Origin of the sequence: Phaeobacter sp. JH204B, assembly GCF_048055755.1 — a bacterium.
Lineage (GTDB): Bacteria > Pseudomonadota > Alphaproteobacteria > Rhodobacterales > Rhodobacteraceae > Phaeobacter > Phaeobacter bryozoorum.
Window position 1 is genome coordinate 31,292 of record NZ_JAYMXF010000027.1, and the last position, 24,073, is coordinate 55,364.

At 57.5% G+C, this 24,073-nt stretch carries 23 protein-coding genes; 11 read left to right on the forward strand and 12 right to left on the reverse strand.

Going from position 1 to position 24,073, the window contains the following annotated elements; all coding sequences use genetic code 11:
- The first annotated feature begins 1 nt into the window (after position 1).
- From soxC to VXL81_RS15835, 3 genes are all read left to right on the forward strand, one after another.
- The gene (soxC, locus tag VXL81_RS15825) at positions 2–1,255 is read left to right on the forward strand and encodes a sulfite dehydrogenase (RefSeq protein WP_416555088.1); all 1,254 of its coding nucleotides are present in this window, start codon (positions 2–4) and stop codon (positions 1,253–1,255) included.
- Positions 1,245–1,790 carry a c-type cytochrome gene (locus VXL81_RS15830; RefSeq protein ID WP_416545720.1) on the forward strand — a complete coding sequence of 182 codons (546 nt, stop codon included), beginning with the start codon at positions 1,245–1,247 and terminating at the stop codon, positions 1,788–1,790. Before soxC ends, VXL81_RS15830 begins: the two co-directional genes overlap by 11 nt.
- Positions 1,791–1,951: 161 nt before the next feature.
- On the forward strand, positions 1,952–2,695 hold the full coding sequence (locus tag VXL81_RS15835; protein WP_416545722.1) for an SDR family oxidoreductase: 744 nt from the start codon (positions 1,952–1,954) through the stop codon (positions 2,693–2,695).
- Between the two features lie 413 nt (positions 2,696–3,108).
- Here VXL81_RS15835 and VXL81_RS15840 read toward each other — a convergent pair whose 3' ends face one another.
- The 3 genes from VXL81_RS15840 to VXL81_RS15850 all read right to left on the reverse strand — a co-directional run bounded on the left by VXL81_RS15840 (position 3,109) and on the right by VXL81_RS15850 (position 6,149).
- The gene (locus VXL81_RS15840) at positions 3,109–4,332 is read right to left on the reverse strand and encodes a MalY/PatB family protein (RefSeq protein ID WP_416555090.1); all 1,224 of its coding nucleotides are present in this window, start codon (positions 4,330–4,332) and stop codon (positions 3,109–3,111) included.
- A gap of 12 nt (positions 4,333–4,344) precedes the next feature.
- On the reverse strand, positions 4,345–5,589 hold the full coding sequence (locus VXL81_RS15845) for an MFS transporter (protein WP_416545726.1): 1,245 nt from the start codon (positions 5,587–5,589) through the stop codon (positions 4,345–4,347).
- Positions 5,590–5,777: 188 nt separating this feature from the next.
- Complete coding sequence (locus VXL81_RS15850; RefSeq protein WP_416545728.1) at positions 5,778–6,149, reverse strand: PadR family transcriptional regulator; 372 nt, start codon at positions 6,147–6,149, stop codon at positions 5,778–5,780.
- Positions 6,150–6,271: 122 nt separating this feature from the next.
- Here VXL81_RS15850 and VXL81_RS15855 point away from each other — a divergent pair, with 122 nt between their 5' ends.
- A complete protein-coding gene (locus VXL81_RS15855) occupies positions 6,272–6,625 on the forward strand; it encodes a DUF3088 family protein (RefSeq protein WP_416545730.1) in 354 nt (117 codons plus the stop codon).
- 189 nt (positions 6,626–6,814) lie between these two features.
- Here VXL81_RS15855 and VXL81_RS15860 read toward each other — a convergent pair whose 3' ends face one another.
- Positions 6,815–7,288, reverse strand: coding sequence for a redoxin domain-containing protein (locus VXL81_RS15860; RefSeq protein ID WP_416555092.1), 474 nt, complete (start codon positions 7,286–7,288; stop codon positions 6,815–6,817).
- 57 nt (positions 7,289–7,345) lie between these two features.
- Complete coding sequence (locus tag VXL81_RS15865) at positions 7,346–8,095, reverse strand: hypothetical protein (protein ID WP_416545733.1); 750 nt, start codon at positions 8,093–8,095, stop codon at positions 7,346–7,348.
- 85 nt (positions 8,096–8,180) lie between these two features.
- On the opposite strand from VXL81_RS15865, the gene VXL81_RS15870 reads away from it, so the two are divergent.
- Entirely contained in the window at positions 8,181–8,723 is a 543-nt protein-coding gene (locus VXL81_RS15870) for a MarR family winged helix-turn-helix transcriptional regulator (RefSeq protein ID WP_416549055.1), read from the forward strand.
- Complete coding sequence (locus tag VXL81_RS15875) at positions 8,724–9,416, forward strand: MOSC domain-containing protein (protein WP_416555094.1); 693 nt, start codon at positions 8,724–8,726, stop codon at positions 9,414–9,416.
- A 978-nt stretch (positions 9,417–10,394) separates the two neighbouring features.
- On the opposite strand, the gene VXL81_RS15880 is transcribed toward VXL81_RS15875, so the two are convergent.
- Complete coding sequence (locus VXL81_RS15880) at positions 10,395–10,781, reverse strand: RidA family protein (protein ID WP_416555096.1); 387 nt, start codon at positions 10,779–10,781, stop codon at positions 10,395–10,397.
- A gap of 122 nt (positions 10,782–10,903) precedes the next feature.
- Between VXL81_RS15880 and VXL81_RS15885 the strand changes: the two genes are divergently transcribed.
- A complete protein-coding gene (locus VXL81_RS15885) occupies positions 10,904–11,809 on the forward strand; it encodes a LysR family transcriptional regulator (RefSeq protein ID WP_416555098.1) in 906 nt (301 codons plus the stop codon).
- Positions 11,810–12,058: 249 nt separating this feature from the next.
- Here the strand turns inward: VXL81_RS15885 and VXL81_RS15890 are convergent, their stop codons facing one another.
- Positions 12,059–12,889, reverse strand: coding sequence for a helix-turn-helix domain-containing protein (locus VXL81_RS15890; RefSeq protein ID WP_416555100.1), 831 nt, complete (start codon positions 12,887–12,889; stop codon positions 12,059–12,061).
- Positions 12,890–13,007: 118 nt separating this feature from the next.
- Here VXL81_RS15890 and VXL81_RS15895 point away from each other — a divergent pair, with 118 nt between their 5' ends.
- Complete coding sequence (locus tag VXL81_RS15895; RefSeq protein WP_416545745.1) at positions 13,008–13,952, forward strand: NAD(P)/FAD-dependent oxidoreductase; 945 nt, start codon at positions 13,008–13,010, stop codon at positions 13,950–13,952.
- Entirely contained in the window at positions 13,949–14,569 is a 621-nt protein-coding gene (locus VXL81_RS15900) for a hypothetical protein (RefSeq protein ID WP_416545747.1), read from the forward strand. The genes VXL81_RS15895 and VXL81_RS15900 overlap by 4 nt, the downstream gene beginning before the upstream one ends.
- Positions 14,570–14,793: 224 nt before the next feature.
- Here VXL81_RS15900 and VXL81_RS15905 read toward each other — a convergent pair whose 3' ends face one another.
- Positions 14,794–15,702: a LysR family transcriptional regulator gene (locus tag VXL81_RS15905; RefSeq protein WP_416545749.1), complete on the reverse strand. Its 909-nt coding sequence runs from the start codon at positions 15,700–15,702 to the stop codon at positions 14,794–14,796.
- Between the two features lie 126 nt (positions 15,703–15,828).
- Here VXL81_RS15905 and bla point away from each other — a divergent pair, with 126 nt between their 5' ends.
- Positions 15,829–16,710, forward strand: coding sequence for a class A beta-lactamase (bla, locus tag VXL81_RS15910; RefSeq protein WP_416555102.1), 882 nt, complete (start codon positions 15,829–15,831; stop codon positions 16,708–16,710).
- 709 nt (positions 16,711–17,419) lie between these two features.
- On the opposite strand, the gene VXL81_RS15915 is transcribed toward bla, so the two are convergent.
- The 4 genes from VXL81_RS15915 to VXL81_RS15930 all read right to left on the reverse strand — a co-directional run bounded on the left by VXL81_RS15915 (position 17,420) and on the right by VXL81_RS15930 (position 21,450).
- Positions 17,420–18,859 carry an IS1182 family transposase gene (locus VXL81_RS15915; protein WP_416555104.1) on the reverse strand — a complete coding sequence of 480 codons (1,440 nt, stop codon included), beginning with the start codon at positions 18,857–18,859 and terminating at the stop codon, positions 17,420–17,422.
- A 265-nt stretch (positions 18,860–19,124) separates the two neighbouring features.
- Positions 19,125–20,030 (reverse strand): DUF4435 domain-containing protein, encoded by a 906-nt coding sequence (locus VXL81_RS15920; protein ID WP_416555106.1) that lies wholly within the window; start codon positions 20,028–20,030, stop codon positions 19,125–19,127.
- Positions 20,031–20,047: 17 nt separating this feature from the next.
- Positions 20,048–20,917 (reverse strand): AAA family ATPase, encoded by an 870-nt coding sequence (locus VXL81_RS15925; protein ID WP_416555108.1) that lies wholly within the window; start codon positions 20,915–20,917, stop codon positions 20,048–20,050.
- Positions 20,918–20,952: 35 nt separating this feature from the next.
- Entirely contained in the window at positions 20,953–21,450 is a 498-nt protein-coding gene (locus VXL81_RS15930) for a hypothetical protein (protein WP_416555110.1), read from the reverse strand.
- Positions 21,451–22,204: 754 nt separating this feature from the next.
- Here VXL81_RS15930 and VXL81_RS15935 point away from each other — a divergent pair.
- Complete coding sequence (locus tag VXL81_RS15935) at positions 22,205–24,055, forward strand: TniQ family protein (protein WP_416555112.1); 1,851 nt, start codon at positions 22,205–22,207, stop codon at positions 24,053–24,055.
- Positions 24,056–24,073 lie beyond the last annotated feature (18 nt).

Sequence of the window (24,073 nt, forward strand, 5' to 3'; positions counted from 1 at the left end):
CATGACACGCAACACAGGTTTTCTGGGAAGGCGCGACTTCCTGAAAACAGGCGCCACACTTCTGACTGCCGGCGCCGCGGCTGCTCCGGCGGCCCTGGCGGCAGGCGCTGCAAAGGCCAGGGAATTCCCGGACAACATGCTCTATCCGGGCGCCGAAGATGAAGCCTACGGCAGCCCGTCGCAGCACGAGTCCGGTGTTGTCCGCAAGATTTTTCCGCAGCACGGGCAGTCAACGCTGACCGCGTCTTTCTCGCCCCTTTATGTGCAGAAAGGGATTATCACCCCTTCGGGCTTGCATTTCGGCGCTCACCACTCCGGCGTGCCGGATGTCGATCCGGAAACGCATGAACTCATCATCCACGGAATGACCGAACGCGCGCTGAAATTCAAAGCCAGCGATCTTCTGCGGTATCCGATGACGGGCGGGATCAATTTCCTGGAATGCGGCGGCAATACTGCGCCCAACGGCTATCACTCGGACCCGCAGCAGATACCGCTGCAATACCTATACGGCCTGCTTTCCGGCTCCGAGTGGATCGGCGTCCCGGTTAAGCTGCTGCTGCAAGAGGCCGGTATTGACCCAAAGGCCAAATGGGTCATTGCCGTTGGCGCGGATGCGGGTGGGCTGGCGCGCAGCATCCCGCTGGCGAAACTGATGGATGATGCGATCATCGCGCTCTATCAGAACGGCGAGCGGCTGCGCCCGGCGCAGGGCTACCCGATGCGCCTGTTCCTGCCCGGCTGGGAAGGCAACACCAGCGTCAAGTGGCTGCACCGGCTGGAAGTCACCGACCGCCCGGCATACACCCGCGAGGAAAGCCGCCACTACAGCGAAACTCTGGCGGATGGATCGATCGAAGGGTTCAGCATGTACATGCGGACCAAGTCGGTCATCACCTCTCCGGCAGTGGGGCAGACGCTGCACGACAAGGGTTATTACCAGGTGACCGGCCTCGCCTGGTCCGGCTATGGCCGGATCAGCAAGGTTGAGGTTTCCGACAATGGCGGCAAGACCTGGGTGCCTGCAGAGCTGGAAGGCCCGGTGCTCAGCAAAGCGCTGACCCGCTTCACCCTGCCTTGGCGCTGGAACGGGGATCCGGCGCGCTTGCAAAGCCGGGCAACGGATGAATGGGGCAACACCCAGCCCACCCATCAGGAATGGAAGAGCCGCTATCTTGAGGGAAGCCGCAACCATTACAACGCCATTCAGGCCTGGCAAATCGACGGACAGGGGGCCATCGCCAATGTCTTCTAATCATGTACTGGCGAGGGCTGCCGCAATTGTCCTGATGACGGCAGGTGCTGCCGCGGCACAGGACACGCCCGCCCTGGGAACCGAGGTTCCGGCAGAGGAGCTCGCAAACTTCTACACCACCGTCTTTCCCGACGGCGAGGGCCTGCCGCCCGGCGGCGGAACGGTCCAGGACGGCAAGGTGGTCTATGAGGAGCAATGCGCCGCCTGCCACGGTGAAAAGGGCGAAGGGGATATGAGCAAGTACATCCCGATACTTGCCAGTGAGGGCAAGCCGGAGCACGGCTTCCTCTGGTCCACCGGGCATTCCTGGCCCTACGCGACCTCAATTTTCGACTATGTTCGCGTGGCCATGCCACCGTTCAACCCCAAAGAGCTGAGCGACAAGGAGACCTATGCGGTCACTGCCTACATCCTGCATCTAAACGGCTTTTTGCCGGAGGATGGCAGCGTGAGCCATGAGACCCTGCCGCAGGTGAAAATGCCCGCGCAGGACTACTTTGGCAGCCTTTGGGAAAAAGAGGAAAGCCAGCGCTGAGACCTGGCTGAGAGAGGCTGGATTGCGGCCCGCCGCGATCCAGCCGGGCAAACCAGGTTTGCCTTTGCCCGGAGCGGAAACCGCTGTTTCCGCCCCCCCCATCATGCGGGAGCCGCTCCGCTCCGGGTCTTTTCAACACCATCAATCGGGATACATACGTCATGCTCGACGGAAAAACCGCCCTTGTCACCGGCGGCTCCAGCGGAATTGGCCTTGCCACCGCGAAAATGCTGCAGCTGAACGGCGCCCGCGTCGCTATCACTGGACGGGACACCTATAAACTGGAAGCCGCTTGCGCCGCACTTGGCGGCGATGCAATTGCCATTCAGGCTGACATCAGCCAGGCGCATGATCTGGAGCGCATGCAGGCGGCACTTGAAGATCAGTTCGGCAAAGTTGATATCCTCTTTGCCAATGCAGGCGCCGCATTCAATACACCGCTCGGCAAGACCGATGAGGCGATGTACTACCGGCTGACGGATGTGAATGTGAAAGGCACCTTTTTTACTGTCCAGTCCGTGCTGCCCCTGATGCCGGAAGGCGGCTCGATCATCCTGAACACCTCCTGGCTCAATCAGATCGGCACACCTGGCAAGGCGCTGCTATCGGCCTCCAAGGCAGCGGTGCGTTCCTTTGCGCGGGTCATGTCAGCGGAGCTGCTGGAGCGCAAGATCCGCGTGAATTGCGTCAGCCCCGGCACCATCGTGACGCCGATTCACCGCGGAAAGGATGAGACGGATGACCATTTCCGGGCCTATGTCGAACGGATCGGCACGCAGGTGCCAGCGGGCCGGATGGGCCAGCCGGATGAGGTTGCTTCCGCGGTCCTGTTTCTGGCCAGCGACGCCTCAAGTTACATGCTGGGTGCCGAGATCGTGGTGGATGGCGGCCGCGCGGAACTCTGAAACCCATATGAGACTCGCCCGGGCCGAAACCTATCCGGTTCCGGTTCTGGCCTCATATTCAGGTATTCACAGCCAGTCACCAAGCTCGTTTGATTGCAAACTCTGATCTTAATGCCGTTTTTCAGGCACTGTCCTGCCGGGGGCTTATGCGATCATTGGCGGCTCTCTCTGTCCGCACGCCAGTCAGCGGCAAGCCTTTGCAGCAACCATAACAGCAGCGCCTGCAGGATCGAGCCACTCACTCAGGCAGTTATTGGACGCTAAGGGCCGTGGTACCTGCGCGGGAAGGTAGCTGCGTCCCGCACTGGTGGATCGGAAAACCTTGAGGCCGAAAGGGGCCGGGAGATTGCAAACGCGTTTGCCGGGTCTCCCAGCCCAAGTTGGCTGCTGGCAATGACTGTACGGGGTCAGTCTCAGCAGCAGCTATCTGATTTGGGAGTGCAGGCAGCCGGGGCGCAATCAGACGCGCCAGAGCTGTCGATCACCGTTTTGAACTGCTTGAATGCGGCTTCGATATCGGCCCGGGGGGCTGCGATGTTCACCCGGATAAATCGGGTTGCCTCCTGATCAAACCAGGTGCCAGGTGTGGCACCAAAGCCGGACTCGCTGAGTTTTGCCTTCAAGGCGTCGCCCTCAAGGCCTGTTGCCGAACAGTCGAGCCAAACCTGATACGTGCCTTCAACCGGTGACATCTTGATTGCAGGAAGTTCCTCTTTCAAGAAGCCATCGATCCAGTTCACGGTGCCTTCCAGATAGGCGATCAGTTTGTCCACCCAGGCATCGCCTTCTTCATAGGCTGCAACGGTTGCTGCCAGGGTAAAGGCGTTGCTGTGCGTCAGATACATGGAATCGGCGGTTTTCTTGAAACGCTCCAGAATATCCGCGTTCTCTGTATAGACGTAACCATTCGAGATGCTGTGCAGGCCGAAAGTCTTGGCCGGAGAGCCGATCACCGCCACGTGGTTCGCTGCGTCTACCGCCATCAGACTGGTGAACTTGTGGCCGCTGTAGATGATGTCAGCGTGGATCTCGTCGCTGATGATGGTCACACCGTGTGTGGCGGCCAGAGCAGCCAGCCTGGCAAGCTCATCCTCGCTCCAGACGCGGCCAACCGGGTTATGCGGATTGCACAGGATCATCGCTTTGACGTCAGGCGCACTCAGCTTTTCTTCGAGATCGTCAAAGTCCATCTCGTAAACGCCGTCTGTGTTGCGCAGCGCACTCTTGACCACTTCGCGTCCGGCACCGCTGATCACCTTGCCGAATTGGTGGTAGGCCGGCACCTGCATCAGCACGCTGTCACCAGCCTCGGTCAGCTCGCGGTTCAGCATCGATACAGCTGTCAGCACACCTGTCACCTGCTCGAAATTGTCGGGATTCAGCGTCAGGCCATGGCGGCGCTCATACCAGCCAGAGATTGCGGCAAACACGCCTTTGGCGTTGAATTCATAGCAGAATTGTCCGCGGTTTGCGATGCGCAGCATGGCATTTTTGATCGGATCTGCGATTGCAAAATCCATATCGGCAACCCACAAGGGGGTCATCTCTTCCTTTCCGAAGACCATTTTCAGGAAATTCGGATTGTGGCGCACAAAGTTGTCGCCAGTCTTTTCGGGAGCGGTGTCAAAGGTGCTCATGGAGGTTCTCCTTCAGGCCGGGGCCTTGTTAGTGACTGAGTTGCGGTTGGAGATGAAAACTGCGGATAGGAAAGCCAGCATCATGGTGGCGCTGACGGCCGCCAGACCGTAGAGGAGCCCGGCATAGCTGCCGCTGCTGCTCCAGACGAGCGCTGCGATTGCGGGGGCAAAGGCCTTGCTCATAAGGGCAGGCGTGTTGAGCATGCCATTGATTGCCCCGTAGGATGTTCTGCTCAAAAGTTCCGGAACGGACAGCCCCATGACAATTGTCATGATGCCTGTTGCGGCCCCGTAAGCGATTGCGGCAGCGACCAGCACGGGAAAGCTCTGCGGGAACAAGGCAAAGGCCAACAATGCCAAAGGAAAGACGGAGGCGACAAAAATTCCGATGGATGCAATGCTTCTGGTCTGAAAGATCTTCATGAATGCCCGCCCTGCAACCTGGGCAGGACCGAACAGAGCCAGGATAAAGACAGCATTTTCGCTTGAGAGGCCGTTTTCACCGAGCAGCGGATAGAGGTGGAAACGGAAGGATGTCTCCATGGCGCCATAGAGTACGAAGCACATCAGGAGCGCCCAGAAGACCGGCTGACGCAGCGCCCATGCCGGAGCGTTTTTGGGCATGGTTTTCTCCGGGCTCGGGGTTTTGCCAGTGCTGGCTGCACCTGCGCGGGGCAGGAAAGAGTAGATGCCTGCGCAAACCAGAATGTTGACCAAGCCCAGAGCCATCAGAACCTGGCGCCAGTCAAAATAGCCCATCAGATATTCGATCAGGGGAATGAAAACCGTGCTGGCGAACCCTCCCCATAGGGTGAGGGTTGTCACGTAATCCCGAGTTTTGGAGGTGTCGCAGTGCCGGGCGACAACAGCAAAGGAAGCGTTATACAGGACAGCCGCTTGAAGACAGCCGATGCCGCCAAAAGCAACGTAGAACCACAGCAGTGACTGAGTCTGTGACCACGCCAAGAACAAAATCCCCGCCAGGATCGAGCCCCCGGTCATAATCAAACGGCCATACCCTTTATCAATCGCGGCGCCGACCGGGACGGACACCAGTGCCGACATCAAAAGCCCGATTGTCAACGCAGCATAGATCTCGGATTTGGCCCATCCGAACTCGGCGCCCATTGCCTCAGCCATTTGCGGAAATGCGTAGTAAAGCGTGCCCCACGAGCATAGCTGAGCGAATCCAAATGCGGACAGGAAAACCGGACTGAATTCTGCCGCGTGGATTGTCTCGTTTGCTGACGTCTGCATCAAAGGAACTCCAAGCATTTGCTTGCTGGGACGGGGCGTGCAAGCTTCCCAGGGAAGGCTGCACGCATCTGCCTGGCATATCGGCCGACAGAAAAAGCATCCGCGTGTGCGATATCGGGTGAATATCTCATATGTAGTCTAACGATGCATCGATCATCTAAGGTGGAGGGCAAAAAAAACGGCTGAGACTAAGCTTCAGCCGTGCCCGCACAATCATTCAGGGCCTGTGTGATTTTCATCCATTCCCCGAGTCCGACTTTGAAAGCTTCACGGCCCTTGTCAGTGACCGTGTAAATCTTGCGTTCCCGGCCGGAGACGGTCTCCGTTTCATAGGTGACGTAACCACCCTCAGTAAACTGTTTCAGAACCGGATAGATTGTGCCTTCCTTCGGGGCGCAGCACCCCTTTGTTCTGTTGATGACTTCCTTGGCTATGTCATAGCCATGCAAGTCGCGGTCGCACAGAACACAGAGAATGAAGAACTTGGACAAGCTCATCCTGATGGTGCTGTTCCAGTAGCCGGGGCTAAGGAGGTCCGGAGATTTGGTATTGATGCTCATGCTGTGGCGATATACATCGACGTTCGATATGTCAAGCGCATGCGGCGCTCGACACAAGCGGAAAAAGCACACCGGCAGCCAGCCTGACTATCTGCAGCGGCGGACCCTGAAAGGAATGATCCATGGCTGAAGCCATCCTGTACCTTCTGAAATCAGACTTTAACGATCCGGAATATGGCGATACGCCATTCTACTGCCCGGCCTGCCTGAAAGTTGAAGGTCTTCTGAGCATGTTCCCGAAAATCCGTCAGGAGCTTGATGTGCGCTATGTGGATTTCACCCGCCCGCGCGGGGATTTGCCCGGATACACCGGCGATCGCCAGGGCTGCCCGCATATTGTCCTGCCGGACGGGGATGACACGCATTCGGCGGACCTCAGCGAAGCTGGTGTGGGAGATGTGCGCCGAATCGAGAAAGATGAAGACATTTTTTCCTACCTGATCAATCGCTTCGGAGTTTCGCATCCGCACCCCTGATCGCTGCAGGCAGGGCATGACGCTGCCCTGCTGGCAGCCCGGCACACTGGGCTTCAGATGGGCCGTGGGCTTTTCAGGTGCCAGCAGCAGGTCCCGGTGAACCGGTGTTCCGTCCAAACAGAGTGTCCGGCCAGCCAGTCACACCGGGCAGCCGCTGCCATCGCACTTGCTGGAAACTTCGGTCCCGGGCTAGGTGGTCATTGAGGCAGCCCTGCCTGCAAGTAGATTGCCGATCTCCGCCCCTAGCTGCAGTTCTGAAACCTGGCCGAAATGATGCGCCGCAATCCGGCCGGCCTGATCCAGCAGGATAAGGTTTGGCGTTCCGCGCATCCCGAAGGCGGACATGGTTTCCGGCAGCGGGCCAGCCCCCTGCGTGTCGACCGCCACAGGGAACGTGATGCGGTACTCATGCAAAAAGGCCTTCAGCGACACAGGCGACATGGCATCATGGTGCTCGAAAACAGTGTGCAGACCAATCACCGCAACTTTATCGCTGGGAAAGTGCCGCTGCACCTTCTGCGCCAGTGGAATGCCATGCAAGACACACCCGGGGCACAGCATCTGGAAGGCCTCGATCAGCACGGCCTTCCCTTTCAAGTCTGAAAGACTGAGATCTTCATTGGTGTTGAACCATTCGGATACCTGCAATTCTGGTGCTTGCATTTGCTTTCTCCTCAATGAGGGGCAACCGCCTTTCTTGCGGCGGCTGCCCGGTGCGGATTATTGAAGCTTGCCGGGCAGGCTCAGGTCGCCTGAGGCAACATCGAAGACATCGGTGACACAGAGCAGCGGGGCGTGGATGTTTGCATTCACCCGCAGGGCGGATGTAACACCGTCATAGGCAACGCCCTCCAGCTGGACATCGCTGGCAAATCCGGCGTTCACCCTGATTTCCGGCCCGTCAAACAGCGGTGTGAAGCCCGGGCTGTCCAGGAAGACCGGGAACCCCGGCCATGTTGCGGGCAGTCTGGGCGCGGTTCCTTCGGCAATGTCGCGCACGGACAGGGCGCCCGGGCCGCAGGCGTCTGACGGGGTCAGCACCACCCAATGGCTGTGCCATTCGACGCCGTCATTGGCCGGGTCGCCATCGCCGTTCTCATCATAAAGCGGCGTGTCGTCGAAATCCGGATGGCTGGTTGCGGCCAGCGCAAGAATTCCGGTGCCGCCCTCGAACCCCACTGCGGAAGGGTCCAGAGAGGTCGGCCACACATAAGACCAGACATCTGCACCGCCAACGGCCCCGGATGCATCCGGGACCGAAGCGCCTGCGGTGCCGGCAGTGGTCATGTGGAAGGTCACAGTATTGCCATCGCGATGCGCATGCGCGGCCAGAATGTCAAAATCCGCCGCCTTGCCAGGATCGGCAGGGGACATGACGGCCCCCTCCTGATGCAGGGCGTGGCCGCCGCCGGCGATGGCGGCGGAGGCTGTGAAGGCAGCAGCGGCAAACACGGCAAAGGACAGTTTCATAATCGTCTCCTGTTATTTGGCAGCGACTCGCTACTAAATGGAGAGGTGGATTGCAACTTTAATTTCGACTCGCTATTGGTTGCCTATGAAAAACGATCATGGCATCCGTATCCTCATCAACCGTCTTGCCAGGATAGATTCCGCGGGCGGCTGGACCGGGGACCTGAACCCGACGCAAAAGGCCGCGCTTGAGTATCTGTCTGAAGCCAATCAGTTTTCCCGGTCCCCGTCGCATGTGGCGGAGTATCTCGGAACAACGCGCGGCACGATGTCCCAGACGCTGAAGGCGCTGGTGCGCAAGGGGTATGCCACCGAGCGGCGGCAGGACTCCGACCAGCGGTCAATATCCTATGCGCTCACTGAGGACGGTCTTGCAGCGGCGGAGCAGGCGAATCCGATCGCCAAGGCCATCGGCAGCCTGCCGCCGGATGTGCAGCGCAGCCTGAAAGATGGCCTGATGCAAAGCCTGAATCTGGCATTGGCAGCCAACGGAGGCCACTCGTTCGGCCGTTGCCGGACCTGCGCCTATCATGATGCCAGCGCAGAACACGGCTTCTGCACCCTGCTGGGGCTGGCTTTGGCGGCTGGGGAAAAACACAAGATTTGCATTGAGCACAGGGAACCCTGAATGACACATCCTGACCTGTCGGCAGAAATCGGCGGCATTTTCTTTGGCACTGTCCGGACCCGCTGGGACGGCAAAGCGCCCTCGGCCATTCAAAAGGACCAGGTGTCCGGCCGCCAGGCCGTCACGCTGACCGGGTTTACAGGCGATGCGCAGGCGGACCTGACGGTGCATGGCGGCGCTGAAAAGGCGGTTCATCACTATGCCTTCGATCACTATGCCGCCTGGCAGCGCGAGGGGCATATGGCTGCTGGCACTGAGGCGGCTGCCTTTGGCGAGAACATCACCACAATTGGCCTGACAGAAGAAAACCTCTGCATCGGCGATATCCTCAGGCTGGGGTCTGCGACGGTGCAGATCAGCCAGGGCCGCCAGCCGTGCTGGAAACTGGGGCTGCACACAGGCAACGCAAAGATGCCCTATCTGTTTCAGAAAACGGGCCGCACGGGGTGGTACTACCGCGTTCTGGAAGAAGGGGATGCCGCTGCTGGCGACCGGATTACGCTGGCCGAAAGGCGCCATCCGGACTGGAGCGTTCTGCGGGTCACCCGTGCCCGCCTGACCCGCAGGATTTCCCGGGATGATGCAGACGTTCTGTCGCAATTGGCGGATCTGGCACCGGGGTGGCGGCAGGCATTCGGGCGCATGGCAGATGGCGATCAGGATGAGGACACCCGCAAACGGCTGGGAGCTTAAGTGCATCACACAAGCCTCTCTGCGTTCTCCTTGACCGCTCATGCGAGGGCAGCCTGAATTCATCTTGGGACACCGCCGCGGAATGCGCTGCCGGATAATGGACGGCAGAGACCAGTGGCGGCAGGCAGAGGCCGCAAAGCGGGCAGCGAACACAAGAAGATACTCGTCGAAAAAAGTTGAGGATCTCGTACAGGAGATCGACGTCCAGCACGCCGGCTGCCTTCGCATCGTACCCAGGTAGTTCGCCTGGCTTGCGACCTGTGTATCCATGCAGGAGACTGAGCAGTATCGGCTTCGTGGGACCGAACATGCTTTCGATGTAGGGTTTTTCCGCCGCCGCATGAGTGCGAACATCAGCTCTTGCTGCGCCTATACTCAGAAGAGCTTTCTTTACTGCCGGGATCCTCATGCGGCGGCGCGGCACAAGGACTAGGCGCCTAGAGTGCCGCACAAAGCAAACTGCACTTCCGCAGCCAGCCGAGGGAGTGTGGAAACTCAAATCGATCCCCTTGTTCAGCTGAAGCGCCAGATATCTGCAATCTCTCGTCCATTTGAATGGTTTTCCGGATCATCTGCGGAAATGAGCTCAACGAGAGAGATCGCGGGCGCACGTTTCCACACAGCCTCAGCCTGAAGCAGACATCCGTCCTGCCTTTCAGCCGTGACGGGTGCTCATGCAGGTCGCGCGGTTTGCTGACCTTTGCTAGTTGACAAGCCAAGGTATGCTGCAGGGGACTTTGCTGCCGTTGCCTTTCTTTGTGTTTGCTGACGCAGCATTCGCTCGCGGGTGCGGCGTGGTTTTCGCTGTAAAGCAGCATGTGTCGCTAAACCGGCCGTTGACAGTCGGTTCGAAGGGCAAAATTCAATCCACCCCTTTGCCGCAACCTGGATCGACCAACGGTGAGCGGACTTTGCGGACACTGCAGCTTGAAATCACAATATCCGCGTTTAGTTTATCACTCCGCGCCTCTTCCTGCTTCAGGTCGGAATTTGAACAACCATTTCAATCTCAATCTGAAGATCAGGCCCCGCCAATGCAGCGACGCCGATACCGGTCAAGCTTGGCTGCTCGCCTTTGAGGAATCCTGCGATCTGCGCCATTGCGACGCCTATTGTCTCGTCGTTCAGCTCCATCATGTAGATCCGCATCTGAACGATATCGCTGGTGCTGGCACCGATGGCCTGCAGGGCGGCGCTGAGGTTTGCAACGACTTGCCTGGTTTGCGCTTCGAGCGTTTTCGGCACCGCAGACCCCGCCGCGTCCCACGCAACTTGACCGGAGACAAATGCCAGCCGGCCAGGATTAGAGATGGAGATCTGGGAGTAGCCGACCTTACTGGCGTCCGGCAGCGTTGCCGGGTTCATCCGGATGAGTGTGTTCGACATTTCATTTCCCTTTATTGCGCTTGATGGCGTTCAATGTAAGCTGAACTAAAGGCGAACCCTGTTCGTGGCTGAGGCGAAGAAATTTCGCCCAGAGGAGTGAAATGGCCGGTTCAAAGGTAAATGATATTCTGGTTTTCCTGTCCGTGGTGGAGACCGGGAATTTCGCTTCTGCCGGCAGAGCGTTCGGTCTGTCCCGGTCAACGGCGGGAAAAGCAGTAGCACGGCTCGAGGACAGGTACGGTGTCCGTCTCCTGAACCGCACGAGCCGCGCGATTAGCCTGACTGAAGAAGGGCAAAGACTGTACCGCCAGGGACAGGCCATCGAAGCAGCAATTGCCGCTGCCGACACGAGCATGGCGGGCACTGACGGTATCCCCAGCGGGACACTTCGGATCGCAGCGCCCGATGCACTGGGACGGCGGCTCTTGATGCCCGTTGTTCGCCGCTTTCAGAAAGAATGGCCCGAAGTTCGTTTCGAAATCAGTTTTTCCGATACCGTCACCCGTATCATCAAAGAGGGTTTCGACCTCGCTGTGCGGGTCGGTGTCTCCTCCCCTGATACGTCCCTCATCTCGCGCACCTTGATGACAGATCGGCCTGTGCTGTGCGCATCACCTGAATATTTAAAGGATCTGGGCAGGCCGCAGAATCTTGATCAACTGAGCGCACACGACCTGCTGCAATTCTCAAGTGTCGGCCAGCGCCAGGCCTGGGCTTTACAAGAAGCGCCCGGGTTCTGGAGCACTGCACCGGGACGCGTGCGTTTGCGGCTCGACAGTGCGGAAGGGCTCCGCGAAGCGGCCCTGTCAGCAATGGGCATCGCCTTTTTGCCGGGTACCCTAGTGAAAGATGACCTTAATGCTGGGACACTGGTGCGGATTTTACCGGACGTCGATTGCGGTGAGGTGCCGATTATTGCCCTGTATCCGCATAAGCGGTTTCTGGAACCACGAGTGAGACATTTCATAGATATGCTGGCCAAGGAGCTGCCAGGTTTCCAGGCCTAACTAGCTGTGGCCGCAATATTTTACGCAATGCCAGCTGGGCCTTTGAGGCAATCCGCAAAGTTAAAATACCGGAAGCGGCCCTTCGCGGCACCACAGCGAGCTGTCAAGGATGGGCTCAAAGGGTGAGCTCGCCGCTTCTGGTTTAAACGGCCGGTCCAGGTTGAGCCCGCTTTTATTGCAGTAGCGCCAATTCACGTGGTGCGAAGCAAGATCATCCTTCGCGCAAATAGTTGCGACGGATTTCCGCTGCTATTTTGCCTGTCGCATCGTCTTGCGCCAGGCGGCAGGGGTGGTTCCATAGATTTTCCGGAACTGGCGGATGAAATGCGTTGTGTCCTGCCAACCGACGCGCGGTGCAATTTGGGCGGCTGTCAAATCGGTATGCTGCAGGAGCTGAGCTGCTTTTGCGACCCGGGCGGACGTGATCCAAGTCCCAACGGTAAAACCGGTCTCAGATTTAACGGTTGCCGCAACATGGGGGGCGGTTCGGCCCACGCCTGCGGCGACGTCACTCAACGATATTGGCGACAGGCTATGCAACTGAATGTAACGCAGTGCCTTGGCAACCAATGCAGATTTCGCCATGCCCTCCTGCGGCTTTGGGATGGCTCGTGTGATCTCGGCCAGAATCAGCGTGATAAGGCTGCGCTGCACCTCAGCGCTTTCGTCGGTTTGTTCGTTTGTCTCCGCTGCAAGGGTTTTGAACCAGGTCAGCAAACGCTGTTGAGCCGGATCGTCCAGCGCAATCACCGGTGCTGCGCCAAGCCTGACCTCGGCAAACGGGCGCATGACGGCCTGGGCTTCGTCAAATCCTAACCCTCCCGCCGAAAACCCCAGCAGCCAGTATTCCAGATCCTCGCCCGCCAGCGGAACATGCGGAACGCCAGCAGGAACAACCGTAACCGTCCCTGGCAGGGACAGGGCTTCATAGCGCTGCTCCATGGTGAACCAGCCGTCGCAAACCAGGATCAGCCCGTGTTCAGCATGGACGCAAACAGCGCCGGGTGATGTTTTCACCCCCGTTTCGTGGATGACAAAGCAGGGCGGATGCGGCGCAGTAGCGGAATTGTCCGTCGCCATGTGAAAACCCTGAAAACCATAAGATCAGCCGATAATACCCAAATCTGCGCTCTCCAGCAACGCAGGGAGGCAGCCTATCTAGCCGTCAATGGTATGGCACTGAGAACTGGAGACAGAAATGGCAGGCGTGTTTTACGACCTTATCATCATTGGCGGCGGCCCGGCCGGGCAATCAGCGGCTCTGGTAGCCGGGCGAAGCCGGCTCAAAACCGCCTTTATAAACGCCGAGGCGCCCCGAAACTTCGTCACTACAGCCTCGCATGGCTTTCTGACACGGGACGGAGCGCATCCCAGCACGCTGCTGGAAGTATCCAAGGAGCAACTCCGTAAATACCCTTCCGTACGCTACATCGCCGACAAGGCAGTGGATGTGGCACAACTGCCTGGGGGCTTTTCCGTAACGACTTGGGGTGGTGAGACTCTGACCGGCGCACGCATGGTGATTGCAACTGGCTACCGTGACGATCTGGATCAGCTGGCGCTGCCCGGCATCGAAAAAGTGTACGGAAAATCGGTCTATCCCTGCCCGTTTTGTGACGGCTTTGAGCATGCCGGGGAGGCGCTGGCGATCTTCGGTCACGATGAGGTCGAGCATTTCGTACCGATGATGCGGCTTTGGTCCGACGATATGATCGTTTTCACCAATGGGCGGCCGTTGGACGCCAAGGTGAAGGCTGAACTGATTGCCAAGGGTGTCCCGGTTGAGGAAGGCAATATTGCAGGCTTGCGATCCGCCGAAGGAATTCTCACACATGTCACGCTGGAGGATGGCCGGGAAATAGCGCGGCAAAGCGGATTTGCCGTTGAGGATTTTTCCGCACCCTCCACCGGTTTTGCAGAACGTCTGGGAGTATTGGCAAAAGGTGAGAATGACTGGGGGATGCCGGAACGGGCCGACTCTGCGGGAACAACAAATGTGCCTGGCTTATACGTGGTTGGGGATGCCCGGACCGGATTCAGCGGTGTCGCGGCAGCGGTTGCAGAAGGCGGGTTCTGCGTAGAGATGATAGCCCATCAGATTGCCATGGACCTTTGGAACAACGGACCGGAAGCTGCGCGTTGAAACGAAGAACCCAAATCCTGTGGAACAAACAGGATCGCCATAAAGGCGACCGCTGGCGGCTGTTTCAGGCCGTCAGCGCCGCCGTTCCGGCGCGCAAGGTCCTCTATCCAGGCAGCTATGTCGATATAGCCCCCTCTTTTGTCTACGGCGATGTGACCTACGCAGATATGGACACTCGGGCAGAGGCGTTCTTTGCCGATGACGAAGGGGTGGCGCAAATTATCTGCGATCATAGCGGGAACATGAACGGGCGGGTCAGCTTCGTTTCAGGCGACTACAGGTCGCTGGCCTTACAGGAGCAGAGCTTTGACCTGCTGATCTCGCTCTATGCGGGGTTCATCTCGGAAACCTGCGGCCATTTGCTGCGTATTGGCGGTGTGCTTCTGGCCAATTCCAGTCATGGAGATGCAGCGCTTGCAGGGCTGGATCCGAGATTTGAACTGGCTGCGGTTGTAACCGCCGCAGGGGACCACTACCGTATTTCAGATAAGGAGCTGGACGCCTACATGGTGCCGAAAAAGCCGCAGTCGATCACCGTGGGAAACATCAAGGCCTCTGGGCGCGGTATCGCCTATACAAGATCGCCTTTTGCCTATCTGTTCAAACGAATTTCTTGAAGGCGCCTCAGCTAAAGAAAATCTGCCAAAGCGATCACTCTCTGCCTGGCAGAAGTCGGGTAATAAAGGCTTCGTGCGGGCCCTTAACCGACAATCTTATACACCCTCTGTTAGGGAGGGAGGGCACACGATCATTGGCCCACTCCGAAGTGAGGCTTCAGAAAACCAACCGTTCGTGCATCGCGCGGCCTTGCCGGTCCATGAGTGGCGGCAATACTGAGTGCTCATGCTTCTCCCGATCCAGCAAGGGGCATCAGCTTTGGCTCTCCTGTGCGCTGCCCGGAAAGCCATAGGGAAAATGTGTTCATCGCCCGTGTTGCCGGGCGGTCTGACGGCCAGGCAAGATAGTAGCGGCCGGCGGAAAAGGTGACGCAGAAAGGTTGCGCCAGGCGGCTTTGGGCTATGAAACTCTCGAACATGGCGACCGGCAGCAGCGCCGCACCTGCTCCCGAGGCGGCAAGTTCCGCAAGCGCTACTGAGCTGTCAAAGACCGGGCCCGTGACCGGCGGGCATGGTGCGCCTGCCGCTTCGAACCAGCCAGGCCACTCGGCGCTGCGGTAGCTGCGCAGAAGTGTCGCCTGCGCGAGGTCCGTTGGATGCTGCAGACGCGCCGCCAGCTGCGGCGCGCAGAGCGGCGCCAACGGTGCTTCCATTAGCGGGATTGCGTCATGTCCGGTCCAGCCGCCGGTGCCGAAGCGGATCGCCATGTCGAGCCCCTCGCGCAGGATCTCCACCCGGTTGTTGTTGGTCGAAATCCGCAGATCGATCTCTGGATGCGCCTGCCGGAACGCTTCCACCCGCGGCATCAGCCAGCCGAGCGCAAAGGTCGTGTTCACGCCGACCTTCAGCACCTCCACGTCACGCTGCCCGCCAAGGCGGCCGAGCACCCGCGCCATCGCATCGAACCCGTGTTCGAGCACCGGGAAAAGCCGTTGCCCCTCGTCGGTCGGCACCAGCCCCTGAGAGGTGCGCAGGAACAGGGTGACGCCCAGCAGATCCTCCAGCCGCGCGACCTGATGGCTGACCGCGGCCTGGGTCACGCGCAGTTCGACGGCGGCCTTGGTGAAACTGCCCTGCCGCATGGCAACCTCGAACACGCGCAGGGCGTTCAACGGCAGGTCGGGGCGATCCATGGCAATACCTCAGCTAATGGCAGGTGATAAGATTTGTCGTTTGTAGCGCTGGATCAAGCTGAATTATACCAGCCGCATGACATCATCTGATGTCGTCTTTAGCTCTTATCCCGAAAGGAACGTCCCATGCGGTTCACCGCTTCCGTCCTGTCGCGCGCTGCGGCGGGGCTCGCTCTTGGCCTGTCTCTGGCCACCTTGTCCGCCGCCGAAACGCGCCTCGAGGCGCTGGCCGAAACTGTGTCGCAAGTTGAGCAGAGGCTTGGCGGGCGCGTCGGTTTGTCGCTCAAAGAAGTTGGAGGGCAGACGGTCTGGTCGCACCGGGAGGATGAACGTTTCCTGATGAACAGCACCGTGAAGGCGCCGATCTGCGGGGCCGTGCTCGCGCAGCGCGATGCGGGGGCACTGGCTCTTTCCGATGCGCTGCCGGTACGCGAGGCGGATCTGCAGTCCTACTCGCCGGTCGCAAAAACACGGGTTGGCGGGGACATGACGATTGGCGCGCTGTGCCTTGCCGCCATCGACATGAGCGACAACACTGCAGCCAACATCCTGATCGACCATCTGGGCGGGCCGCAGGCAGTTACGCAATTCTTCCGCAGCATCGGCGACCCGGTCAGCCGCCTGGACCGGCGCGAGCCCGATCTGAACGCATTCGTCCCCGGCGATCCGCGCGACACCACGACCCCGGCTGCAATGTCTGCCACGCTGGAAAAGCTGCTGCTGGGACGTGCGTTGTCCCCGGCATCGCGCGATCAGCTGGCGGACTGGATGAGCCATGGCGGCGTGACGGGCAACCTGCTGCGCGCTGACACGCCCACGGACTGGCAGGTCTTCGACAAGTCTGGCAGCGGCAGCCACACGCGCAACATCATCGCAATGGTCACGCCCGACAAGGGTGCGCCGTGGATCATCACCATCTTTCTGTCTGACGCAGATGCGGATTTCGGCACGCGCAACGCGGCCCTGAAGGAGCTTGGCGGCGCAGTCATGGCGGTGATCCGGGACTGAGGCTGGCTCGGGCCAGGACGCGGAAAACCGGGCGTGGAGAAGCCGTGGGGTGCGGCAGTGCGATGCAGAGCAATTGTGCCGACTGAATACTGGTGCTTAGCCTAGCGGCCGACCGGTTCGGACCGCGGCGAGCCTCTGCCTGCCGCGCTTACTCTTGGAGCACTTCGCAACTTCTGCGAATGGGGAGCATGAGCCGCGAATGTTCAGAAAGTCCCGGTCTCGGGCATTGCCTATGGAGACAGCACCGCACTGTACCGGCAAGTTAGTTCCGGATCACACCTGCTGATCCTGCAGGGAAGGGACACAGGCGGGAATACCCCCGCCTGTGGGAAGTAGAAAGTCATGCAGCGCGCAGCATTGGTCGAAGTGGGCTCCCTGCCGCCGAATGCCAACGCAGCAAGACCCTTATTGTGCGTGGACAGGAACCGGCCATCGACAGCTCCGGCCAAGAGATTGATCCTGCGGCGTTTCCGATGATGTGCTGCCATCCGTGTCCCAAAAGCCGAGGTTCTGCCTGGTGGCGGCGAAATCTTGGTGAGAGCCGAGGGTGTGTGGAAACTCGTTTGGTTTCTCGACGATAAGGAAGTTTCAGTCGATTTTGTGGAGGCAGCCGGATTTTGGGTCACTTTAGCGCCTTATGCGCCGGAGAGGGCTGAATCCGCGCTCTTGTGGCGTTTTTTGCGGTACGATTTGAGCTGAGCGCCGCCCATCAGGCCGGAATGGCAGCCAAAAGCCCACGTACCCCGATCAGGGCTATCATCCGCTTGATGTTATAGGCGAGGACATGGAAGGCCATCTCGGTGCGGACGTTCTTGAGCGTTCGCATCCGAAAGTGCGTCGCTCCCATCCAGCTCTTGATTGTGCCGAACGGGTGCTCGACGGTTGAGCGGCTGAGGCCCATCAAGGCCGGGTCGCGGCTCAAACGGCCACGCATCTCGTCGACCAGATGCTCGTGTTCCCATCGGGTGATACGACGTTCCCTGCCGGTCGTGCAGCGCGCCTTGACAGGGCAGGCCTGACAGACGTTGGTCCAGTATCGCCGTACCACCAGGCCGCCTTCTTCGGTCGTGTAGCGGTATGTCAGCGTCTCACCTGCCGGGCATCGGTAGATATCCGCATCCGCGTCATAGGCAAAGTCGGCCTTCACATACATGCCCTTCTTGCGGTTGCCCGAAGTCTCGGGCCGGGGGAGGGTTGTGGTGATGCCATCCTCGTGACAGGCCAGAGTTTCCCGGCCGCTGAAATAGCCCTTGTCTGCCACCGCGCTCATTTCGTCGCGTCCGAGAGCGGCCTTCGCCGCCTTGGCCATCGGCGACAGCTGTTCACGGTCATGCCCGGCATTGATCACGTCATGCGCGACAATCAGATGGGTCTCGGTATCCACTGCGGATTGAGCGTTGTAGCCCACAAAACCGCTGCCTTTGGCGCTGGTGGCCATGGAGCGGGCATCCGGATCCGTCAGGGAGATCTGCCTGTCCGGGCTCTCCCTGAGCGCCTCGCCCATGTCCACCAGGCGCTCGATCTCCTGCCGGATGCGCTCGCAGCGTTGCGCTAGGTTGGCGATCTTCCCGGCCCGGGCCTCGCCCTCTTCCTGACGGTCGATCCGAACCATTTCTTCAAGGTAGCGCTCGATGCTCGCGACCAGATGGGCGGTGCGGCTGGCGATCTTGCCTTTCGTGAAGTTCTTGTCGCGATTATTCACCGCCTTGAACTTGGAGCCATCGATGGCAACACAATCCCCCTTCAGCACCCCGATCCGGCGACAGAGTTCGACGAACTGCGCACAGGTCCGCCGGATTGCAGGGCCGTTGTCGCGCCGAAAGTCGGCGATCGTCTTGTGGTCCGGGACAAGCCGACCCGTCAGCCACATCACCTCGACATTGCGCCCAGCCTCCCGCTCCAAGGCACGGCTCGAAGGGGCGCGGTTCAGATAGCCATAGATGAACAGCTTCAGCAGGACCGAAGGGTGATAGCCGGGCCGTCCTGTCTGCGCCGGCGCCGTCCGCAGGAAACCGATCTCCCCAAGATCAATCTCGTCCACGTAGAGGTCAATCACGCGGACCGGATTATCCTCGTCTATCCAGTCTTCCAGCCGGGCCGGAAAAAGTGTCACCTGACTGCGGTCAGTACCCTCGATATATCCCGACATGCCTGCCTCCGGTCTTTGCCGAAAAGCATACAGCATCCGGAGTTTTCACACAGCCTCAGCCCATAGCTGCCGTCGCCGCCTAGCTTGAATGTTGCAGCCGCAAATAGACTTTCAGTAACCATAGCCTCCGCATCCAACCAATGGGGTGACACTAAGCCAGAAGTAAGCTGACACCACAGAGCAGGGAAAACTCTTCATTCCTAGCTAGTACGACTTGACAAGAATAAGGCAATTCAATTGGCCCTAAGAATGGCCAGGCAGGCTCCTAGCTCAACCTAGATTCCAAAAACTCTGTCAATGAAGGTGGGTAGGGAACGCGCCCCGCGAGAAGTTCTACAACACGAGCGCCTGCAAGGCTTTCCGGCTCCCTAATCTTCTTCTTTGCAATTTTGCGCTTTGCATTTTCTTCCTTAATTGCAAATTGTGTTGATTTGGAGAAGATCCAGGCGTGGTATTTCCCACGGCAAATCGTATTGAATTCTAGAGAGCGTATAGCGCGATACCATCTGACTTGCAGATTTAGAGGAGGCACACCTTTTCCCGAATCGACCTTCCTTTTGAAGTCTAGAAAACATTGACCGCAGAACAAAAGATCTCCATCGCTTGAAACCGCGAGAAGAGATCCCATGGAGTTAGTGTTGTTTAAGTTTGGACTGCAAAAAGCATCCTTTGCAGCCAATATCCAAGCCGCAAGAGCATACATTCTAAACTTAACTTGATTTTGAATTTTCAGAATACGGCTCTTTAGGCGACACGCATCCCTAGCAGGCAAGGCGAGAATATCAGTCAAAAGCACATCCGCGGCCTCATCGGAAGACATCATATTCTCAATAGAATAGCCATCAGTTATATAAAGAGACTCACTTTTCCTTGCTTGCCGGTTTAGCAAGTCGTCGTAATCTCTATCTACAAAAAATAGAGCCATTACATCATAGGATCCCTCGATAAAGTCTCGAGCCTCCACGACGTTCCATTTCCCGCCGCAATTATATGGAAGCACTTTCCTTGAGCCTGCCAACCTTCTTATTTCGGGCAAGTAGTATATAAAGTCCTCTTCACCCTCCAGAAAAACGTGAACTTCATTTTCATCCTGATAGGACGCTATGAACTCATGTACTGCAGCATTCTCCGAAACAGCCTCAGCGGCAAGGTAATCGGCATAGTCTTCCAATGGTCCCGCCCTCATGATCAATACATGTTCTTGCGAAGATCTAACGCATGTTGCCGGAGGCTATTCTGATAGACAAACGGGCTATGCGTTACAGAGAGTAGAAAGCTGCATCTATTACTCTTCAATATGTCCTCTAGAAAGCGCTTTTGCCATGGAACCGACAACGATAATTCAGGCTCATCAATGATTACAGTTTGAACCTCCTGCTTATCCAGAAAGAGATGAGCAAAGACGGAAATAACTTGTTTTTCACCTGATGAGAGCAGGCTTAGGTCGATGGGGCCAGATACCTGGTCATAGATTGCTGTGCTGAAAGTCGTTTCATCATAAACGATCTGCTTTCTAGGATGCAGGTAGTCGTTGCAAGTCTCGACAAATGAAAGGATATCTCCCTCTTTTTGGGAGATTTCTTCATTTACGACTACCAACCTCGAGAAATAGTGCGCCAGGAAGCGGTCATGAACACTAATCGAGTCCAAGGGGTTTGATCTGATGGAAGTAACTTTTTGCCTAAGTAAGGTTTTGTCATTATCGGACAGGACATCCTCACTCACGCGCCCCAAGATTTTAGAAAGAGCCGATTCTGAAAGGTCTCGAATTTGTTCAACATTGAAGTCATCAGCTTGCCCTCTGATAACATCCTTCAGATACAGGCCTGATAGTTCATTAAATTTAGAAAGAGAGAAATCTCTTAACTCACTTGCCAACCCATTCAGTCGGTTTCGAACATCATTCATTCCAAAGCTTACAAGGTCAACGTAGTAGCGAGAGGATCTCGTAAGCTCTAACTCGCCATCGGATGAAAGATCTTCCCTGAATTTTCTTCGAAGTTTTGGGGAAATTTCGCGGAGATCTTTTTCAATTCTTCTATAGGTGGGAAAAAACAAAGTTCTCCCCGGCATATATTCATCTAACTGAGCCTCTACGTTTCTCTTCGGCAGCGAAAAAAGTCATCGTCGTCGCGCTCCATTCTCCTACGCAGTGAGTACATGAAGTGCCTGAACTGGTCAGATGACAAGTCGTCGGAAAGGTAGTCCCTCCAGTTCGGCATATTCCTCCCGGAAGAAACCAAATCACTCAGAAACTCTTCTAGCCTATCCTTTGACTTCAGCTTGTTTAAAATATCGAATGTTCTTGAAGACGGGCTTAGATCATCGAAAACGCTTGCGATTTTCGAAAGACCAGTGATTTCATCTCGACCAATTTCTACAACTTCATCGCCGAACCAGAGTGCTATCCGGTCAAACCTGTAATCAACTAACCTACTCCACTGCCTTGAAACAAAATAGTAGAAAATATTTGCAACGCTACTTTTCCCTATTCCGTTGGGGCCAACTAAAATGCCACAGTTTTCAAGGAAATTGATATCGACATCTACCGCGTCAAATAGGCTAAAGATCTGAAACCTTGAGGGATGCATGACCTCAAACTCCTGTTGCTCAGTTGCTTTGACTTTGCACGTCAGAAGGCTGAGTGCAATACAGCTAGAAGGGGGTGTGGTGGATGCTCTTGTTCAGCCGAGGGTGTTGCTAAGACTGCGGCGGCGCGCTTGGACGCCAAGGCGACCTGCAAAGAACAAATTTTACCCACTCACTGAAAGTTGCATGCAGTGTAGTGAGTTGGCTGAATCGTTGAGACAATTTTTTATGGGAAGTGTTCCAACGTTCCAATCTTGATGTCGGAACTGATGCTGGTAGCACGGTTGGAAGCCATGGAGCTTTGCGTGGTGGCTCAGTTTGCGTTTGCAGCGAAGGACTGCTTTGTCCCGCATTGTGTGAATTCACCGGGTGCAGGATCTCGCGGTCGCAGCGAACGGCAGAAACGGCGGGCTGCGCCGCAGCGTAAAAACTCGGCTGGTTGCGTCAAACGGCCGAGTTTGCAAAGGGCGCTTCTATGCATTCCTGACCTTGGCCCTAACTGAGGCAAGACAGCTACTGTCCTGTCTACTGTGAAGGAGCAGACACGAATGTCTGTTCCTAATCTTGGGTTTACAAACTTCTCAAAATTTTCACACAGACGGGGCAATGGTCTCGAACTTAACTTGAAGCACACTCGCTACCAACGGTGGGGTTGATACCATCCTGAATCTATCCTGGGGCCTCACGGGTTGGACACTCGCGCTTGCATAAGCGATCTTGCCCTAAAGTTATGCAAGAATGAGACGGAGTTCACCGTTGATAGAAACGTTGCCCTTGGCGGTCGAACCTTCGGAGCGGGAAACACTTCCCTCCTTCTTTTCGCGCATGGCTGCGATCAATGGTACCGACGCCACCGGATTTGCCCTTGATCTTGGCGTTAGTTTAAAGCGGATCCTGAACCAGGAGCAGGAGGCGATTGACATTTTTGCCACCCGATCCGGTTTGGCGCCCGTTCAGCTGGCCACCATGCTGTCATGGACAGGTGAGCGAATCGGGGACGTACGCATGAAATATCGCGGAGAAGTTTTTGTCTCCCGCGCCGTACGCAACCCTATCATCCGTGGCTGCCCTCATTGCCTGCGTGAGGCGGCAGAAAAACAAGCCTCTCCGCTGAGGCACATGGCCATGGCGGGAGACTGGCTGTGCCGCGGTGTTGATGTGTGCTTGCGGCACCGCCATCCTCTGATGCCACTTTGGGAAAGCTCGCGGCCTGTAAGTCGTGATGATGCCGGTGCCAGATTGGCTGAGATCCTGCCAAACCTTCTGGTGGGCAGGTTTGACTGCGATCTGATTGAGCCGTCCGCCTATGACGTCTGGCTTGATCGGCGCCTGTCGCAAGGTGAGGACAAAACGTGGCTGGCAACTCAGCCTTTGTTTGCCGCCATGACCTTCTGTGCGTTGCTTGGCAAGGAACTCTTTCGTGCTCAGGAACTTGAAATTGACGACCGTGCTGCGAAGGCCAAAGGCTTTGATGCCGCATCGAGAGGGCCTGAGGCAATCACGTGTGCTCTCGATCGCATTTTGCAGGCGGGGGATGGGGGGTACTTTGGGTCAAAACAGGCATTGCCGATGCTGCTCGAGGCCCTTGGTCGCCTCTATCGCAGCGATGATAGCTTTGATGGATTTCGCGATATTTTACGTCGGCATTTATTGAAGATCTGGCCGGTCGAGGCGGGAGATGAGGTTCTCGGTCAAACCGTGCCTGAACGACGCCTCCATTCTCTTGCCTCGGCAAGCAAGGAAACCGGGGTCGGCAAGTCGGTCCTCAGCGACTTCCTGACTGAGGCTGGAGCGTTTCCTCCTGATGACACGCGCGCTGATGCTCGCAAGACCTTCGACGCAAAGAAATACAAACCCCTTCTGGAGGAGATCCCGACTTTGGTCGGGCCGATTGCGATGCGCAAAGCAATGGGCGCGACGCTAGTCGAACTCAAATCACTAGAAGCTGACGGCGTTCTGGCGCCCAGGACGAAAGTTGCAACGATCAAGTCTCCCTGGCGGGTGTCTGATGGGCTGCACCTGCTCGAGGATTTGGAGCGAAAAGCCATTTTGCTAGAAGCTGGTACGCCAGGATGGGAAACGATCCAACATGTTCACAAGCGAGCGGGTCTTTCTGTCGGCCAGGTTATCGCTGCGATCAGAGACGGCAGATTGAGGGTCGGCAAGCACGCTGAAACGTTTGGTTATCACGGACTCGTCGTCAACGTTGCCGAAGTTGATCAGTCGGAGTTGCTTCGCCCCCGCGAGCAGAAAATGGCGGCCATGGAAGGGGAAATGAACGCAGCTGCCTTTGCCCGCTCCATCGGAGTGCGGCAGAAGGGGGCGTTCCAAGCGTTGATCGAAGGTGGCCATACGCCTGCGATGGAGGTTCTGCACCCGGTGACAAAGCGCTCCCAGTGGCGGATGTCCGGTGTGGACATCGCTGCTTTCCATGACAAGTTCACCACGCCGACGGTGATAGTGAAGGAGACCGGGCTTCACCGGAACACGATTCTGGCGGCTTTTGCAGCTCACGGGATTGAAGTTTTCCGGCTGAATGGTGTGGCTATCGGACCGATCTACCTCCAAAAGGAGGTTGCACCCGTCCTGAACACGCTGGTGAGCTGATATCTGCCTGCTGGTGTC